Origin of the sequence: Haloarcula hispanica ATCC 33960, from assembly GCF_000223905.1 — an archaeon.
In the GTDB taxonomy this organism is placed as follows: domain Archaea; phylum Halobacteriota; class Halobacteria; order Halobacteriales; family Haloarculaceae; genus Haloarcula; species Haloarcula hispanica.
On the sequence record NC_015948.1, the window covers coordinates 1,726,626 to 1,744,044 of the forward strand.

Below are 17,419 nucleotides of genomic sequence, written 5' to 3' on the forward strand. Positions count from 1 at the left end.
AGCCCTACTCGTCCTCGGCGGCTTCGAGGTTGTCTTCGGGGACGCCCTGCTCCTGTCCGTCCTCGAAGGAGACCGTGTAGTTGGCGTCGCCGAACATCGTCTCGACGACCTGCGTGATGGTGCCTTCCTCGCCGTCGTAGTCGCTGTGCTCGTCGTGGAGAATAACGCTGTCGTCCTCTTCGAATGCCATACTGGGCGGTACTCGGTGGCTCGTCAAAAAGGGACTGATTCAGGTTTGCTCGGCCCAGTCGCGGACGTGGTGGGAAAATGTCCCTGTGACACGGCCCAGATCTGACAATCAGGACCGCGACAAACCTCGATCAGCCCAAAGCCAGGGGTACGCTGATCAGGGCTGACCGATCTTGGTGTTCCCTGTCGCTTCCGTTGCGAAAGGCATGGCCATGATTAGACTTGTCTAAATATTTTCTTAGATAGATAGAATTAAGTGTCAGATCATTCTACAGTCACATGCGTTCCATCAACCACGGAACGCAAAGGCGTACAGATCGAGTGGGTAGAACAATCCGTCAGGTCGTCGAAACAGCCAATGAGTTCCTGCTACACGGGAGCGTGGCTATCCTTGTTCGGGCCTCTTCCCGTGTTTCGCTTCGAATGAGCCGGACCAGACATGTATCCGCGTTTGCAAGCTCTCCACCAGTGTCAGTGGCACAACGGATTCGGTTTCGAAACCCCCCTGAGATACGCCACGGCAGCCGATACGTCACAACAACTGTTATGGGACTCTCTCGACTAACCATCGACATGATCAGTCCACCGCTCTCCCCCGTCAAGACGGTTGTTTCGTCGAGGTGTCAGACACAGATAGGACACAGATGACGAGCGTCGACGACCTGTGGTACCTCTCCGACGGGGCGTGTCAGACCGCCGAGCAGACGTATCACCAGCTCCGGGAGCAGTACAGCGGCTACATCGAGTTCACGCGCCACCGTAACGTCCCGCGGAATCGGTTCCGGGACGTGGCCGCTGTCGCTCGGGACCACGGCGCACCGTACGGGGCGCACACGCTCGCCTACCGGCCCACCGGTGAACTCCTGCTCGTCCGCCACGAGGGCGTCGACATGTGGGTACTGCCCGGCGGCGAACTCGATGCCGGTGAATCCCTGCAGGAGGCCGCACTGCGGGAGTTAGGCGAGGAAAGCGGCATCGAAGCGGCCATCGAGGGACTGGGGCTGCTCGGACGGGTCGAGTTCTACTGTGACGGGAACATGGCCTGGGGCGTGCTGCCGGTGTACGAGGCGCGAGCGGAGACGACCGACATCGCAGTCAATGACCCAGATCATGAAATCAGTGAAGCCCGGTGGTTCGACGAACTGCCGGCCGATACGCGCGACCGCGAAGAGATTCTGCAGTGGCGCGGGCGGCGGTTCGGCGGCGGGGCGTAATCCGCTGAAACTGCACGGGTTACTCCGGGCCGAACGACTGGCCTTCGCGAGCGTCGGCGTTCATCCGCCGGATGGTCGCGCGAGCGTTGCTGGCGTCGTAGCCGAACAGCACGGTTTCGGCGTACTCTTCGGCCACTTCGACGGCCTTCGAGAGGTCGTCGACGTCCACGTCGACGGCGTACAGTTCGATGCTGAACGGGGTCGAGAGACGGTCCTGCCAGCCCTTTGCGAGAATCTCCAGCCAGTAGGTCGTCGAGTACGCCATGTCGTAGATGGGGACGACGAACTCGTCGACGAACTCGGCGATGTCGTCGACGGCGACGCCGGAGCGGGCTTCGAGGTGGCCGGGATAAGGGTCGGGATACAGCGTGAGGTACATCTCGCCGGGCACGCGCTCGCGAGCCTCGGCGACGAACTCCGTGATGACGTTACTGCGCCAGGCCGACCAGTCCTCGAACTCGCTGTCGGCAAAGCGTTGCTCACAGCGATCACAGTGACAGTACTCGTCCCGGGGGAAGCCCACGTCGTCGAGGCGCACGTCCTCGTTGACGGCCGCTGCCTCCTCGATTATGTCGAGCAGGCCTTCGCGGTAGCGGTCGTGGGTCGGGCAGACGTACGTCCAGTCGAAGTACGGCTGGTTCCGGGTCGCCGGTGTCCCCTCGTCGTCGAACGCGAGCAGGTCCTCCTCGCTCTCGACTGCGTTGTCGCCGAAACAGGACACCATGTTCACCGCGCCGGCAATCGGTTCGACAGCGCGGCCGGTCACGTCCTTGACCTCGTAGAACGCCCGGTCGAACTCGGACCACTCCGTCTCCTCCTCGTTACGGGTGACGACGCCGTACATACACGCTGGTACGGCGGTTCGCCGGGTAAGAGTTCGGAAAGCGACGGCGCTGTCGCTGACAGCGCAGAGACCGAGAGAATACTGCCGGCCATCGGGATACCCCACCCCATACGACGCCGTTGAGGACCAGTAGGCAGGGCGGCCGACAGTAGATTCAGAGGGCGATACAGTCGATTCGCGCAGCCTTACCGCTTGACGTAGTACGCGAGGGCAAGTGCCATGACCGCGACGAGGGCGATGACTTTCTTTGACATCGTTTCAATAAACGAACACCGATTATAAAGAACTACCGCCGTGCTAATCGTCAGCACTCCCCTCTGTATCAGCGGGCATATCGGCGTCAGAGCCGGGGATATCGGCCCCGTCGTGGGTACCGACCGGCGGTCGGTTTACCGCTGCCGCTGACGAGTCTTCGAGGGGAGTCCGGTCGTCAGCGTCGGACTCGATCGATTCCATGTCGCCGTCTTCTCGCGCGTCCTGGTCGATCCGCATCGAACAGAACTCAACGCCGCACATCGAGCAAAAGCGCGCCTCTTTGTAGTTGTCACCGGGGAGCGTCTGGTCGTGGTACTCGCGGGCGCGGTCGGGGTCTAACGCCAGGTCGAACTGTTCGCGCCAGTCGAAGGCGTACCGGGCTTCAGAGAGCGCGTCGTCCCAGTCTCGCGCCCCCTCGCGCCCGTTTGCCACGTCGGCGGCGTGGGCGGCGATGCGATAGGCCGCAAGCCCGTCCCGCACGTCGGACTGCTCCGGGAGGCCGAGATGCTCTTTGGGCGTGACGTAGCAGAGCATCGCCGCACCAGCACGGCCCGCCTCCGTCGCGCCGATGGCGCTCGTGATGTGGTCGTATCCCGGCGCAACGTCGGTCACGAGCGGGCCGAGGACGTAGAAGGGCGCGCCGTCACAGACCTCCTGCTGACGTTCGACTTGCTCGGCGACCTGATCCATCGGGACGTGGCCCGGCCCTTCGACCATCACCTGCACGTCGTGCTCCCAGGCGGTCCGCGTGAGTTCCCCGAGCGTGTCCAGTTCGGCGAACTGCGCGTCGTCGCCGGCGTCGGCGAGACAGCCCGGCCGGAGGCCATCGCCGAGGCTGAAGGTCACGTCGTACTCGCGGAATATCTCGCAGATGGCCTCGAATTTCGTGTACAGCGGGTTCTCCATGCCGTTCTCCTCGATCCACTGGGCGAGGATAGAGCCGCCCCGGGAGACGATGCCCGTCTTCCGGCCGTCGGTCAGCGGCAGGTGTTCCATCCGGACGCCGGCGTGGATGGTCATGTAGTCGACGCCCTGCTTCGCTTGCTTCTCGATGACGTCGAGCAGCAGTTCGTGGGTAATCTCGCTCGGGTCGCTGGCGCGCTTGACCGCCTCGTAGATGGGAACTGTTCCGATGGGGACCGGCGAATGCCGGACGTTGGCCGACCGTATCTCGTCGAGGTTATTCCCTGTCGAGAGGTCCATCACCGTGTCCGCGCCATAGTGGACAGCGGTGTGGAGCTTCTCCAGTTCGCCCTCGATGTCGCTCGTCTCCTCGCTGTTGCCGATGTTTGCGTTGACCTTCGTCGCAAACTCCCGGCCGATAATCATCGGGTCCAGTGAGTCGTGACCGACGTTTGCGGGAATCACCGCCTGTCCATCGGCGACTTGCTGCCGGACGAACTCCGGTTCGACACCTTCGCGCTCTGCGACTCGCGCCATCGCCTCGGTGACGGTTCCGTTCCGGGCCGCTGCTAGCTGCGTCATAATCACTAGGTTATACTACTTGGTTATAAAGCTGCGGTGATCGGTCGCGGTAAAGAGACCCTGTCAATACTGGGACCGACCCCAACACCGATGTACGCGAACAGGAAATAGACGAACAATGGCCCGCCGGACCCGCCGCGCAGTACTCACGGCGCTGGGGAGTGGTATCGCCGCGACGGCAGGCTGTGGGTCGTTCGGTCGGGAGCGGGTGGACGTGCTGGTCGCGGGGAGTTTACAAAAGGCGGCCAGTGAGACGCTACAAACCCAAACAGACGTGGAGGTCGCTGTCGAAGCCCGCGGCTCTGTTCAGGCCGCGCGTCTGGTCGCCGACGGGAAGCGCGACCCGGCTATCGTCGCGCTGGCGGATCCGACCCTGTTCGACCGGGTCATGGACACCGCCTGGCACGCTGTGGTCGCCAGCAACGAGATGGTGTTGGCGTACAACCCTCAGACGGGCGGCGGGACGCGCGTCGCGGAGGCGGACCCGTGGTACGCCCCGCTCCGGGGGGACAGTGTCTCACTGGGCCGCACCGACCCGACGCTCGACCCGCTTGGCTACCGAACCCTGTTCGTGCTGGCCCTCGCAGCCGACTACTACGACGAACCCGGCCTAGCTGAGGCGGTTCTCTCGCCGGACCAGACCTATCCGGAAACGCAACTGCTCGCACAGTTCGAGACGGGAGCCGTCAACGCCGCGTTCGTCTACCGGAGCATGGCAATGGAGCGGGACTACCCGTTTCGGGAGTTCCCCCCGGAGATACACCTCGGCGACCCCGCACACGCGGAGCGGTATCGGACCACCAGCTACGAACTGCCAAACGGCACGGCAGTCGCCGGCAACCCAATCGAGTACGGAGCCGTCCGCCGTGACGAGCAAGAAGCGACGCGTACAGCCTTCGAAACAGTCCTGTCCGGCGACTGGCTCGCACCACACGGATTTACCGTCCGTCAGGCGTATCCTCGGCTAGTGGGAGATGTCCCGAGTACTGTCACGCGGTGAGACCAGAGCCGGCCACGCGGTCGGCGTGCGCGAACTCGTGCCCGTCCTGGGAGCGGTGCTGCTCCTGTATTTCGTCGTCCCGGTGATGGTGCTCGTGCTCACGTACTCCCCGACAGCGCTACTGACGAGTCTGACCGAGACGTACGTCATCAACGCCGCAATCACGTCGCTCGTCGCCGCGCTCGGCAGTACCACCATCGCCGTCGTGTTCGGCCTGCCGTTGGCCTACTGGCTCTCGAAGAACACTGGCATGCTGGCGACCGCCGCGATGGGGGTCGTCGTCCTGCCGCTCGTCCTCCCACCGATCGTCAGCGGGATGTTGCTGTTGACCGTCGTCGGCCCGAACGGACTCGGCGGCCTTACCGACCTGGCGCTGACCCGGTCGCTGCTGGGCGTCGTCGCCGCCCAGACGTTCGTCGCGTCGCCGTTCTTCGTCGTCACCGCCAAGGCCGCCTTCGACGGCATCGACGACCACCTCGAAGAGGCCTCCCGGTCGCTGGGCCGTGACTGGGTCGGGACGATGCGCTCGGTGACGGTGCCGCTCGCAAAGCCCGGCCTGCTCGCCGGCCTCGTACTGACCTTCGCCCGCGCGATGGGCGAGTTCGGCGCGACGATGATGCTGGCGTACTACCCGCGGACGCTGCCGGTCCAGATCTGGGCCTCGTTCATCTCGGACGGACTGGACGCGGCGCTTCCCGTGGCAGTGGTCCTGCTGAGCGTCGCGCTCGGGACGCTGCTGATAGTCCATGCGCTGCGGGCGACACCGTGGCGATAACGGTCGGCGTTGTAAAAATCGCGCCGCCGACTTACCGCTCGTGCGCCCAGAACTCCTCGTCGACGGTGACCTCTTTCTTGAACAGCGGCACCTCCTCCTTGAGACGGTTGATGCCGTCTTCGACAGCACGGAACGCCTCGCCCCGGTGGCCGGCCAGGATGACCACGAAGACGATGTCCTCGCCAGCGTCGACTACCCCGGTCTTGTGGTGCAGGCGAACCGCGTAGACGCCGTCCCGCGCTTCGAGGTCCCGCCGGAGCGCGGCCATCTTCTCTGTGGCGACCTCGTCGTAGCGCTCGAACTCAAGCAGTTCCGTCGGCTGGTCCTCCGGTCCCTCCTGTGCGCGGACGCGCCCGGTGAAGGTCGCAATTGCGCCGGAGTAGACTTCGTCCGGATCCCGCTTTACGTCCGCTACGAGCGTCTCCAGCGTGATGTAGGGGTCCCGTTCCTCCATCGCCGCGACGATGTCGTCGAGATCGGCGTCCGCGCCGTGGGGTGCGCGATGCACGACGGGGTCGGCGACCTCGCGGTCGTCCAGAACGACCTTCGGGATGCTCGCGTCCGAATATCCCTCGACAAGTGCGTAGTCGTAATCGGGCGCGAGCGCGTCCAGCGTCTCATCGAGCGTTCGGGATTCGCCCGTCGCGTACCACTCGCCGTCGTCGGTGAGCGCGACCGTCTCGGCCGCGCCGGCGTCGCGGTGGCGAGCCGTGTCTTTTCCGTCCGTGTCGACGTCCGGGGCGTGCGTGCAGTGTTTGACCGTCGCGACGCGTCCGGACCCGGAGAGCCGCTGGGTCAGCCGCTCGACCAGCGTGGTCTTCCCCGACTCGGAGTGGCCGACGATACCGAGGACTTGCATGCACACCGGTAACGGGGCGACGTAGATAGACCTTTTTCATGGCAGCCCCGAATCCGTCGCCAGTAGCCGTGCTCACCGGTCGACGGTCTTCTCGACCACGCGGATGTCTTCGATGGCCGTCGCGGGGTACTCGCCGTCCTCGTCTTTCTCGTTTGCCTTCACCATGTCCCACACGACGTTGAGGCCGGTCGTCACGCCCTCCAGCGCCTCCATCTCGCAGCCGGTCTTGCCGACCGTCTCGACGGCAACGGTGATTTCGACGGCCGCGTCGCCGACGGTGAACTCGACTTCGACGTTCGTGATAGGAATCTGGTGGCACATCGGCACTGTCTCCCAGGTGTGCTTGACCGCCTGAATCGCGCCGATGCGGGCCGTCGTCAGCACGTCGCCTTTCTCCACCTCGTCGGCGTCGATGGCCGCCAGCGTGGACTCGGTGAGCCGAATTTGTCCGCGTGCGACCGCGCGGCGCTGGCTCTCGGCCTTGTCTCCCACATCCACCATCTGTGCGTCCCCGTCCTCGTCGACGTGCGTGAACTCCTCGGGCATGCCTCCCTGTAGCCGACGCCGGCCCAAAACCGTGCGGGTGCGGGTCCGCGTACCGGCGGAACCGTGCGGGGCCGCGTTACCGACGGACGAGGCCGAGCAGGTGACCCACGGCTGGCGCGACGAGTTTCTCCGCGCCCGTTCGGGCAGCGTTCTCGCTCCCGGGCAGGCAAAACACCAGTCGGTCATCGACGACGCCGGCGGTCGCTCGCGACGCCATCGCCATCGGCCCGACCTCCTCGTATGAGAGCCAGCGGAACAGTTCCCCGAAGCCGGGAACCGGCCGGTCGAACAACGGTTCGATGGCGTCGACGGTCACGTCGTCGGGCGTGAGGCCGGTCCCGCCGGTCGTCAGAACCACGTCGACGCCGTCATCTAGCAGGGCGGCGACAGCGTCTTCGATAGCGTCCATCTCGTCCGCGACGAGGCGGCGCTCGGCGATTTCGTGGCCCGCGTCCTCGCAGGCCGCGGCGATGATGTTGCCGGCAGGGTCGTCGTCCAGCGTTCGCGAGGTCGAGACCGTGAGGACCCCTATTTCAACCCCTTCGGCGTCGTGGGCGTGATGGTCGTCGTGGGCGTCGTAGTCGTGCTCTCCATGACTGTGGTCGTGGTCACTGTCATGGCCGTGCTCTGCGTGTTCGTGGCCCGCCTCGCTGTCGCTGGCTGCCTCGTCATGGTCGTGTCCCATACCCGAAACGACAGTCGGCGGAGAAATATACCCTCGGCTGTTTGGCCGGTGACCGGCGGTCGGACGGCGGCCCCGGCACCGCGCCAAGCCAGGTCTGGGGCCGAGAGGTCAGCGGCTTACTCGTAGTACGGCAGGCGCTCGACGACCTCCGCGAAGGCCACGTTCTCGCGGACCTGATCCATCTCGACGCGGAGACGCTCCCCGACATCTGCGTCAGAGACGATGACGACGTACCCGCCGTCGATACGCGCGACCCCGTCGCCTTTGTCGCCGATGTTTTCGATCTCGACCACGCGCGTTTCACCCTCGGCAACTGGCGGGGACGACGGTGCGAACTCCGGTTCCCTGCTCCGCCCGTCGGACCGGGAATCGGACTGGGTCTCAGACTTGGATTGGGAATTGGACTGAGGCTCGGGCTCCGATTGGGAATTAGACCGAGGCTCGGGACTGGAATGAGACTGTGACTGGGGAGTGGGTGCCGAAGCCGCCGACTGGAACAGTGCAATCCGGTACAGCGTCTCGGGGGCCAGCGTTCCCAGTTCGACTTCTTGTTTCGGAATCTCGACCACGTACGAGTCGTTCTGCTCCTCGACGGAAGCCGTAAAGAGACAGTGAAGATCTGAATCGGTCGCCATTAGTATAATTGGTTCAGCTAGCACCGGAACTGCATTGATTCTGGTGTTTTCGATCCGTCGGGCCGAGCACTGCTGGAAGGGGTGACAGACAGGCTGTGCACGCCCGCTATCGAGCGATCCGTCGGGCAGAACTCGGGGTTACTCGAACTCGAACAGCCGACAGAGCTCGCGCTCGATGGCGTCGGTGAACGCCGACAGCACTGTGTCGAACGTCGCTTCGTCGCCCGGGAGAGACTGTGCACGCGCCGCAGTGTCGTCGGGCAGCCGGATGCTGAACGTCCCGTCCCCCTCGTACACCGGCTCGCTCTCGCTGAGAATCTGCCGGTCGATCCCGCGAAGGACCTCGGAATCGTACTGCCCGTGTAGCTCCTGGTACGCGTTCGAATACGCCGTTTCGAGCTCCTCGAAGTAGTGGACGTACTTCTCGTCGAACTTCTCGGCGTCGAACTCGGTCATAGATGCAGTGTCGCCGGGGCGAGGGTAAAGGGTTCCGTGCCTCAGAGATGGAGTTCCCAGCCGAAACCGCTGCAGCGTCAGTCGACATCAATGCGGTCGGATTCGGGCTCCGCCGGTCGAGGGTCTATCGGTCACGACCGGACGCCGCTTACCACTCCCGCGTACCCCCGATTTCACCGTCGAATCGAGTGAAAAACTCGTCCATGAATTCCCGACGAGTCCGACCGAGACGGCGGCCGGGGTGGGTGTACAGCATATCTAGACGTTCTCGGGCCCATTCCCGAAGCAGCGTGATATCCGGATGATCCGACGATTCGAGGTCAGTATCTGACGTGTCATCGATGACAGCGTATTTCTTACCCGTCCGCCCAGATCGCTCGCCGACGATACAGGCCAGTCGGACGAGTCCGCGTGCCCCGGCAGCGTCCAGTTTGTCCGCATCGAAGAGGAGTTTCGCCTCCAGCGTTCTCGGCTCCGGAGAACTCGCGCGGATACTGTGTGCTCGGATACAGTGTTTGACACGGTCGATTCGGTCGGGCTTCACGTCTTCGGCCGCGAGTAGTTGCGCGGCTTCCGCCGTGGCCCATTCGTCGTGGTCATCGATTTCACCGGCCCGCTCCCGGGGCCGACCAATATCGTGGAGCCACGCCGACGCGGCAAGGACATCCCGGTCGACCGAGCCGTCGCAGTGCCCCGCGAGCCGAAGCGCGACGTCTCGGACTCGCTTGGCGTGAAACTGGTCGTGCGCTGGGAGGGCGTCTTCGTAGTACGGGACCGACAGTGTTCGAGCGAGGGGACCAAGTTCCTGTGTCATTGGCGGCGGTGGCACCTCGCATGCCGGCTGGAATAACTGCTGTGAAATGCCTCTGTATCGCTGACATGAAGCGGAGCGGTCCCACTCAGTGGGAGTCAAGCAAGTCGTCGAGGAGTTTCCGCTGGGCGGCGGCGAGATGTTCGGTGAACGTCGAGGTGGAGATGTCAAGCGCTTCGGCCACGTCGCCGGCAGTCGCATCGCGCGGATGCTCGAAGTACCCCATCTGGTGGGCCTGGCTCAGCACCTCGCGCTGGCGATTGGTCAGTTTCGCGCGGTCGAGCACGACCGGCTGATCCGTCTCCGTGGACGTGTCTTCGAGTAGCCGCCGTAGTTTGACGGTCTCGCCTTCCGACTGGAGGTCGGCAACGATATCCCGCAGAGTCGGCATATCGTCGACGAGAAACGTGACAACGATGGATTCGGTATCCGCCGTGAACTTCTGGACGACACAGCCGGCCGCTTCGATACGTTCACAGACACAACCCTGTTCGGCCGCCCGGGACACCTGGAAGACGTGTCGCTGGTCGTAAGCGAAGACATGGTCCACATTCGGGAGTTCGCTCTGTAGCGCTCCCGGGTGGTCATCACCGCCCTTGAGCGTGAACTCTTCGAGAACGCGGTCGGCATCGCCACTCGTTGCGCTCCGAGAGACCGACGACACTGACCACTCCTCGTCAGCGTGTGGCTGTACTTGACAGGACCGAGGACCGAACACTTCGACCTCGGCGAGCATTCGGCCCGACATACACGGTAGATGGGCCGGCCTCCATAAGAAAGGGCAGGCGAACATGTTCGTATAAAAAACCGCCATATAATGGGCCTAAGATGTCGGGCTGGCAGTTCATCCGGGTTCTGGGACAAACCCCGAACACAGCGACACAGCGCAGCCGTTCGAATCGCTGGCGAACCGAGATAACACAAGATTATGAGACGCAACACGATACTCATCGGTCTGTTGATAACAGCGGTGTTGCTGCCGATGTGGTACGTCGCTTTACACGGCGAGCCACCGTCGGAAGAAATCGCTATCGACGAGAGCGTCAGCGACATCCGGCCGCTCGAAAGCCCAGTAGAGACGCCGAACAAGCTGTCACCGAGCCAGGTCGGTGTCGTCGTCTGGGTCGCCCTGTTCGGTCTCGTGGGCGTGCTGACGGCCGCCCACCAGTTCATGAACAGGGCGGTCCGGCCGCCTGACGACGCCGAGCCGGTCACCGACGGCGGGACCGTCTCGTTACCGTGGCTCAACACGGAGCACCGCTGGGTCGTCGAGTACCACGACGCCTCGGACGCCATAGAGGGACTCGTCGCCATGAGCGGGCTGACGGTCCTGTCTATCGTCTTCGCAGCGCTGTTCACCGGCGAGTACCTCACGCTCGCCCGCACCCAGTACTTCGGGCTGTACGCGACCGGGATGTTCCTCTCGCTCGCGCTCTCGACGGTCGCGTACTACGCCTGGTTCATGCCACACGTCGAAGTCGCCGAGATCAGGGGGCACGAATGATAGACTATCCGAAACCCGATGACGACGACGAGGAACAGGGCGATGACTGCTCGTGTGAGGGGGCCACCGGTACGTCCCCGACGCTGTACGGGGACGCCCGCGCGGAACTCCGTCGCAGGGACTTCGCGAAGTTCCTCGCGACCGTCGGCGGCCTGACTGCCGTCGCCAGCCTCACCGCGCCGCTTGCCAGCACCACGCAGGTGTTCGAGCGGGGGTACAAGGGACCGGTGTACTCCGACGGCATCCACCTCGTCGACAGCGAGGGCGAGCGCATCACCGAGGAGCGACTCTCCGAAGGCGAACACATAACGGTCTTCCCGGAGCCCCGGCCCGGCATCGAGGATGCCCCGACGCTACTGGTACGCTACGCCGAGTCCGACTACGGCAGCGACATCGCAGAAGGGTTCACCGTCAGCGGGTACGCTGCCTTCTCGAAAGTGTGTACCCACGCCGGCTGTATGGTGTCGGACCGGGAGGACGACCTCGTCGTCTGCCCCTGTCACTTCGGGAAGTTCAACGTCCTGGAAGGGGCGGCGGTCAGTGGCGGCCCGCCGGGACGACCGCTCCCGCAGCTTCCGATCACGGTGACCAGCGACGGGTTCCTCGTCGCCACCGGGGACTTTGAGGGGCCAGTCGGCCCCGGAGGTGGATAATGTCCCGCGCCAAAGCCGTCTACGACTGGTTCGACACGCGCCTCGACCTGGAGAACGGCCAGACGTTCCTCGGCAAGGCGTTCCCGGCCGAGGACTCGTTCCTGCTGGGCGAGGTGGCGCTGTTCTGTTTCCTCCTCCTGATCCTGTCGGGGGTCTTCCTCGGGTTCTTTTTCGAGCCCTCGACCTCCGATGTGGAGTACGACGGCAGCGTCCAGAAGTTCCAGGGCGAGGAGATGCCCGAGGCGTTCGTCTCGGTGCTACATATCACCTACGATGTGCCGTTCGGGATGTTCATCCGCCGACTCCACCACTGGGCGGCCCACCTCTTCGTCGCCTCCATCGGATTGCACATGTTACGGGTGTTTTTCACCGGCGCGTACCGCAACCCCCGGGAGCCGAACTGGATCGTCGGCACCGGCCTGGCAGCGCTCTCGATGGGCGCGGCCTACACCGGCTACGCGCTGCCGTTCGACGAGTTCGCCGCCACAGCGACGAGTATCGGTTACAACCTCACGATATCCATACCCCTGTTAGGTGATTTCCTCGGCCAAGTGGTGTTCGGGGGTGAGTTCCCCAGCAGCGCCACCATCCCGCGGCTGTACTTCCTGCACGTTCTCGTGATACCGGCGGCTATCGCCGTGGGCTTAGCCGTCCACATGGCCATCCTCATCAGGCAGAAACACACCGAGGCCCCGCGGGACGGCGACGTGACCGGCGGCCGTCAGTCCGTCGACGAGGAGGACGACGACATCATCATCGGCCTGCCGGCGTTCCCGAACCAGGCCGCCGTCTCCGCGGTGGTGTTCTTCGTCACCGCGGCGACGCTGTCGGCACTTGCGGGCCTGCTCCCGGTCCACAACGTCGCTGAGTACGGCCCGAACGACCCCGCGGCCACGCCGGAACTCATCATGCCGGACTGGTTTCTGATGTGGGTGTACGGCTTCCTGAAGCTCCTGCCACAGATCAGCTTCAACGTCGGCCCGGCCCACATCAACGGGGAGTTCATCGGCGGCATCGTCCTCCCGGGGCTGGTGTTTGCCGCGGTCGCCCTCTGGCCGTTCATCGACCGGACGGAGCCGACTCACTTCACCGCGGACCCGCTGGACCGGGCCTGGCAGACCGGTGTGGGCGTGGCCGCCGTCGCGTTCATCATGATTGCCTCGATTGCGGGGATGAACAACATTCTCGCGGACCAGGTGCTCGGAACGACGACGAACGTGGTCAACCCCATCCTGACGGCGGCGCTGCTCGTCATCCCACCCGTCTTCGGCGGCATCACGTACCTACTGTTGCGGGACGGCGAGCCCACGCCGTCACAGGAGGGCGACGTAGCCGCTGACGGTGGTGCAGTAGACGAGAGAACGGCTAGCACCGAATCGGAGGAGAACGGATGACTGCGAGCATCAAACTGACTGAGCGGCAGTATCGCCTGCTGGATACGACGAGCAAGCTGGTCGGCCTCGTACTGGTCGCCGCCGGCCTCGAAGTCGGCGGCAGCACGCCGACCGGCATCGCGCTGGCTATCGTCGGGGTTGCCTGCGCGACTGCGACAGTGTTCATAACCAATGAGTAGAAACGACCTGACTGACGACGAAACGGACAGTGCGGGAATCAGTCGCCGCGACTTCGTGCGCGGTCTCGGAGCCGCGTCGCTGCTTGGCGCGACGGGGCTGTCCTTCGCCGACGACGGCATGGACGGCCTCGAAGCGGTCGACGACCCCATCGGGTCGTATCCGTATCGGGACTGGGAGGACCTCTACCGCGACGAGTGGGACTGGGACTCCGTCGCCCGCTCGACCCACAGCGTCAACTGCACCGGCTCCTGTTCGTGGAACGTCTACGTCAAGGACGGCCAGGTCTGGCGCGAGGAACAGGCCGGCGACTACCCGACGTTCGACGAAAGCCTCCCCGACCCGAACCCGCGCGGGTGCCAGAAAGGGGCCTGTTACACGGACTACGTCAACGCCGACCAGCGCGTGCTCCACCCCTTGCGCCGCACCGGCGAGCGCGGCGAGGGCCAGTGGGAGCGGATTAGCTGGGACGAGGCGCTGACCGAAATCGCCGACCACGTCATCGACGAGGTGCAGGCGGGCCGGTACGACGCCATCTCCGGGTTCACGCCGATTCCGGCGATGAGCCCGGTGTCGTTCGCCTCCGGCTCCCGCCTCGTCAATCTGCTGGGCGGCGTCTCGCATAGCTTCTACGACTGGTACTCGGACCTCCCCCCGGGACAGCCGATCACCTGGGGCACCCAGACGGACAACGCCGAATCCGCCGACTGGCACAACTCTGACTACATCATCGCCTGGGGGTCGAACATCAACGTCACGCGCATCCCCGACGCGAAGTACTTCCTCGACGCCGGCTACGAGGGCGCAAAGCGGGTCGGTATCTTCACCGACTACTCCCAGACGGCCATCCACACCGACGAGTGGCTCTCGCCCCACGGCGGCAGCGACACCGCGCTCGCGCTGGGCATGGCCCAGACCATCGTCGACGAGGGGCTGCACGACGAGGAACACCTCAAAGAGCAGACCGACATGCCGCTGCTCGTCCGGGAGGACACCGGCAAGTTCCTCCGGGCGAGCGAGGTCGGCCTCGCCGAGGACGCCGACGACCCGGACAAGGTGTTCGTCATGGTCGACGCCGACGGCAACCTCCGTCGTGCACCCGGTTCGCTCGGCGAGCGGGACGGCCAGAAGGACTACTCGTTAAGTATCGAACTCGACTTCGACCCGCAGCTCTCGGTCGAGCGTAGTGTCGACACCGACGAGGGCAGCGTCGCGGTCCGGTCGGTCTGGGAGAACCTCACTGACGAACTCAGTCAGTACACGCCGGACGTTGTCCACGAAGAGACCGGCGTTGGGACGAACACCTACCAGCGGGTCGCCCGCGAGTTCGCCGAGGCCGACGCCGCGAAAATCATCCACGGCAAGGGCGTCAACGATTGGTACCACAACGACCTGGGCAACCGCGCCATCCAGTTGCTCGTGACGCTGACGGGCAATCTCGGCGACCCCGGCACCGGACTGGACCACTACGTGGGCCAGGAGAAGATCTGGTCGTTCCACGGCTGGAAGGTGCTCTCGTTCCCGACCGGAAACGTCCGCGGCGTGCCGACGACGCTGTGGACCTACTTCCACGCGGGCATCCTCGACAACACTGATCCGGACACCGCAGAGAAGATACGCGAGTCCATCGACAAGGGATGGATGCCGGTCTACCCCGAGGAGCGCGAGAACGGGAGCCGACCGGACCCGTCCACGATGTTCGTCTGGCGCGGGAACTACTTCAACCAGGCCAAGGGCAACGTCGCCCTCGAAGAACAGCTCTGGCCCAAACTCGATCTCGTCGTCGACATCAACTTCCGGATGGACTCGACGGCGATGTACTCCGACATCGTCCTGCCGGCGGCCAGCCACTACGAGAAGTACGATCTCTCGGAGACGGACATGCACACCTACGTGCACCCGTTCACGCCGGCCGTCGAACCGCTCGGCGAGGCCAAGACCGACTGGGAGATATTCCGCCTGCTCGCCGAGAAGATACAAGAGCGCGCCCAGGAACGCGGTGTCGAGCCGATCGAGGACCGCAAGTTCGACCGAACCATCGATCTCACGACCATCTACGACGACTACGTCCGCGACTGGGAGACCGGCGAGGAAGAAGGGCTCGTCGAAGACAAAGCCGCGGCGGAGTTCATCCTCGAACACTCCGAGGAGACCAACCCCGAGGGTAGCGACGAGCAGATAACCTTCGACGACATCGACGAGCAACCACAGCGGTTCCTCGAAGCCGGCGACCACTGGAGTTCGGACATCAAGGACGGCGAGGCCTACGTCCCGTGGCAGGACTACGTCCACGACAAGAACCCCTGGCCGACCTTCACCGGCCGCCAGCAGTACTACATCGACCACGACTGGTATCTCGAACTCGGCGAGGAACTCCCGACCCACAAGGAGGGGCCGGAGAACACCGGCGGGGACTACCCGCTGTCGTACAACACGCCTCACGGTCGCTGGTCCATCCACTCGACGTGGCGCGACGACCCCAAGATGCTCAGGCTCCAGCGGGGGGAGCCGGTGGTGTACATCAACCCCGAGGACGCCGAAGAACGCGGCATCGAGGACGGCGACACCGTGGAGGTGTACAACGACCTCGGCGCGGTAGAGGTGCAGGCCAAAATCTACCCCTCCAGCGAACCGGGGACCGTTCGGCACTTCTTCTCCTGGGAAAAGTTCCAGTACCCCGACCGGGACAACTTCAACACGCTCGTCCCGATGTACATGAAGCCGACGCAGTTGGTCCAGTACCCGGAAGACACCGGGGAACACCTGCACTTCTTCCCGAACTACTGGGGGCCGACCGGGGTCAACAGCGACGTGCGCGTGGACGTGCGGCCCACCGGAGGTGACACCGAATGAGTACCGACCAACAGGACGACCAAGGCGAAGAGGACACGCTGGTCAACGTCGCTGACGGCGTCGACCACCAGGTCGCGATGGTGATGGACCTGAACAAGTGCATCGGCTGCCAGACGTGTACGATCGCCTGCAAGAACCTCTGGACGGAGGACGGCGGCAGCGAGTATATGTACTGGAACAACGTCGAGACCAAGCCCGGCGAGGGCTACCCGCGGGGCTGGGAGGACTCCGGGGGCGGCTGGGAGTCGAGCGAGCACTCGGACCGCTCGCCCGGCGAGATCCCCGACGAGGAGGACTACGGCCGCGCCTGGGAGTTCAACCACGAGGAGATCATGTACGAGGGCAGCGACGAGCCGCTGCGGCCCCGCGAGGGCGCGGAGTGGGGGCCCAACTGGGACGAGGACCAGGGGGCCGGCGAGTACCCCAACAGCTACTACTTTTACCTCCCTCGCATCTGCAACCACTGCACCCATCCCTCCTGTGTCGAGGCCTGCCCACGCTCGGCGCTGTACAAGCGCCAGGAGGACGGCATCGTCCTCGTCGACCAGGAGCGCTGTCGGGGCTACCGCTACTGCGTCGAGGGGTGTCCGTACAAGAAGGTGTACTACAACACTGTCTCGAAGAAATCCGAGAAGTGCATCTTCTGTTACCCCCGCATCGAAGGCGAAGGCCCCGACGGGGAGACGTTCGCCCCGGCCTGTGCCGAGGAGTGCCCGCCCCAGCTCCGGCTGGTCGGCTTCCTCGACGACGAGGAGGGACCGATCCACAAGCTCGTCAATGAGTACGAAGTGGCCCTCCCGCTCCATCCGGAGTTCCGCACGCAGCCGAACGTCTACTACATCCCGCCCTTTGCCCCCGGGCAGCACACGGAGGACGGGGAGACTGTTGACATCGACCGTATCCCACGCCAGTACCTCCGAGAGCTGTTCGGCGACGGCGTCGACGAGGCGCTGGACACTATCGACGCACACCGGCAGCGCGTCCGACAGGGTGGTGACAGCGAGCTCATGGAACTGCTTCAGGACAAGAACCCGGCCAAACAGTACCGACTGGAGGTGTTCGAAGATGAGTAGCGAGCCGCTAC

Annotated in this window: 19 protein-coding genes; 9 read left to right on the top strand and 10 right to left on the bottom strand. The window is 64.4% G+C overall.

Annotated elements, in window-relative coordinates; genetic code table 11:
• Positions 1 to 4: 4 nt before the first annotated feature.
• On the bottom strand, positions 5 to 190 hold the full coding sequence (locus tag HAH_RS08645; RefSeq protein ID WP_004515500.1) for a hypothetical protein: 186 nt from the start codon (positions 188 to 190) through the stop codon (positions 5 to 7).
• Positions 191 to 833: 643 nt separating this feature from the next.
• Between HAH_RS08645 and HAH_RS08650 the strand changes: the two genes are divergently transcribed.
• Positions 834 to 1,403, top strand: a complete 570-nt coding sequence (locus tag HAH_RS08650) for an NUDIX hydrolase (RefSeq protein ID WP_044951872.1) — start codon at positions 834 to 836, stop codon at positions 1,401 to 1,403.
• Positions 1,404 to 1,422: 19 nt separating this feature from the next.
• Here HAH_RS08650 and HAH_RS08655 read toward each other — a convergent pair whose 3' ends face one another.
• Positions 1,423 to 2,247 carry a hypothetical protein gene (locus tag HAH_RS08655; RefSeq protein WP_014040585.1) on the bottom strand — a complete coding sequence of 275 codons (825 nt, stop codon included), beginning with the start codon at positions 2,245 to 2,247 and terminating at the stop codon, positions 1,423 to 1,425.
• 297 nt (positions 2,248 to 2,544) lie between these two features.
• Positions 2,545 to 3,987 carry a phosphomethylpyrimidine synthase ThiC gene (thiC, locus tag HAH_RS08660; protein ID WP_014040586.1) on the bottom strand — a complete coding sequence of 481 codons (1,443 nt, stop codon included), beginning with the start codon at positions 3,985 to 3,987 and terminating at the stop codon, positions 2,545 to 2,547.
• Between the two features lie 118 nt (positions 3,988 to 4,105).
• On the opposite strand from thiC, the gene HAH_RS08665 reads away from it, so the two are divergent.
• Positions 4,106 to 4,987, top strand: coding sequence for an extracellular solute-binding protein (locus HAH_RS08665; RefSeq protein ID WP_014040587.1), 882 nt, complete (start codon positions 4,106 to 4,108; stop codon positions 4,985 to 4,987).
• On the top strand, positions 4,962 to 5,762 hold the full coding sequence (locus HAH_RS08670) for an ABC transporter permease (protein WP_014040588.1): 801 nt from the start codon (positions 4,962 to 4,964) through the stop codon (positions 5,760 to 5,762). Before HAH_RS08665 ends, HAH_RS08670 begins: the two co-directional genes overlap by 26 nt.
• 31 nt (positions 5,763 to 5,793) lie before the next feature.
• On the opposite strand, the gene HAH_RS08675 is transcribed toward HAH_RS08670, so the two are convergent.
• The 7 genes from HAH_RS08675 to HAH_RS08705 form a co-directional block, all read right to left on the bottom strand.
• Complete coding sequence (locus HAH_RS08675) at positions 5,794 to 6,621, bottom strand: molybdopterin synthase (protein ID WP_014040589.1); 828 nt, start codon at positions 6,619 to 6,621, stop codon at positions 5,794 to 5,796.
• 72 nt (positions 6,622 to 6,693) lie between these two features.
• Positions 6,694 to 7,167: a cyclic pyranopterin monophosphate synthase MoaC gene (gene moaC, locus HAH_RS08680; RefSeq protein ID WP_014040590.1), complete on the bottom strand. Its 474-nt coding sequence runs from the start codon at positions 7,165 to 7,167 to the stop codon at positions 6,694 to 6,696.
• Positions 7,168 to 7,243: 76 nt separating this feature from the next.
• Complete coding sequence (locus HAH_RS08685; protein WP_014040591.1) at positions 7,244 to 7,852, bottom strand: MogA/MoaB family molybdenum cofactor biosynthesis protein; 609 nt, start codon at positions 7,850 to 7,852, stop codon at positions 7,244 to 7,246.
• 116 nt (positions 7,853 to 7,968) lie between these two features.
• A complete protein-coding gene (locus HAH_RS08690; protein WP_014040592.1) occupies positions 7,969 to 8,487 on the bottom strand; it encodes a TRAM domain-containing protein in 519 nt (172 codons plus the stop codon).
• Positions 8,488 to 8,625: 138 nt separating this feature from the next.
• The gene (locus HAH_RS08695; RefSeq protein WP_014040593.1) at positions 8,626 to 8,943 is read right to left on the bottom strand and encodes a DUF5783 family protein; all 318 of its coding nucleotides are present in this window, start codon (positions 8,941 to 8,943) and stop codon (positions 8,626 to 8,628) included.
• A gap of 148 nt (positions 8,944 to 9,091) precedes the next feature.
• Positions 9,092 to 9,757, bottom strand: coding sequence for an HD domain-containing protein (locus HAH_RS08700; RefSeq protein WP_014040594.1), 666 nt, complete (start codon positions 9,755 to 9,757; stop codon positions 9,092 to 9,094).
• Between the two features lie 85 nt (positions 9,758 to 9,842).
• Positions 9,843 to 10,502 (bottom strand): helix-turn-helix domain-containing protein, encoded by a 660-nt coding sequence (locus HAH_RS08705; RefSeq protein WP_023843304.1) that lies wholly within the window; start codon positions 10,500 to 10,502, stop codon positions 9,843 to 9,845.
• A gap of 180 nt (positions 10,503 to 10,682) precedes the next feature.
• On the opposite strand from HAH_RS08705, the gene HAH_RS08710 reads away from it, so the two are divergent.
• Genes HAH_RS08710 through narH form a run of 6 tightly spaced genes read left to right on the top strand, consistent with a single transcriptional unit; the run spans position 10,683 to position 17,408 of the window.
• On the top strand, positions 10,683 to 11,258 hold the full coding sequence (locus HAH_RS08710; protein WP_007190101.1) for a hypothetical protein: 576 nt from the start codon (positions 10,683 to 10,685) through the stop codon (positions 11,256 to 11,258).
• Positions 11,255 to 11,911, top strand: a complete 657-nt coding sequence (locus tag HAH_RS08715; protein WP_014040596.1) for a QcrA and Rieske domain-containing protein — start codon at positions 11,255 to 11,257, stop codon at positions 11,909 to 11,911. The genes HAH_RS08710 and HAH_RS08715 overlap by 4 nt, the downstream gene beginning before the upstream one ends.
• The gene (locus HAH_RS08720) at positions 11,911 to 13,305 is read left to right on the top strand and encodes a cytochrome b (protein WP_014040597.1); all 1,395 of its coding nucleotides are present in this window, start codon (positions 11,911 to 11,913) and stop codon (positions 13,303 to 13,305) included. Before HAH_RS08715 ends, HAH_RS08720 begins: the two co-directional genes overlap by 1 nt.
• Positions 13,302 to 13,484, top strand: coding sequence for a hypothetical protein (locus HAH_RS08725; RefSeq protein WP_014040598.1), 183 nt, complete (start codon positions 13,302 to 13,304; stop codon positions 13,482 to 13,484). The genes HAH_RS08720 and HAH_RS08725 overlap by 4 nt, the downstream gene beginning before the upstream one ends.
• Positions 13,477 to 16,335: a nitrate reductase subunit alpha gene (locus tag HAH_RS08730; protein WP_014040599.1), complete on the top strand. Its 2,859-nt coding sequence runs from the start codon at positions 13,477 to 13,479 to the stop codon at positions 16,333 to 16,335. Before HAH_RS08725 ends, HAH_RS08730 begins: the two co-directional genes overlap by 8 nt.
• Positions 16,332 to 17,408: a nitrate reductase subunit beta gene (gene narH, locus HAH_RS08735; protein ID WP_014040600.1), complete on the top strand. Its 1,077-nt coding sequence runs from the start codon at positions 16,332 to 16,334 to the stop codon at positions 17,406 to 17,408. Before HAH_RS08730 ends, narH begins: the two co-directional genes overlap by 4 nt.
• Positions 17,409 to 17,419: the final 11 nt, after the last annotated feature.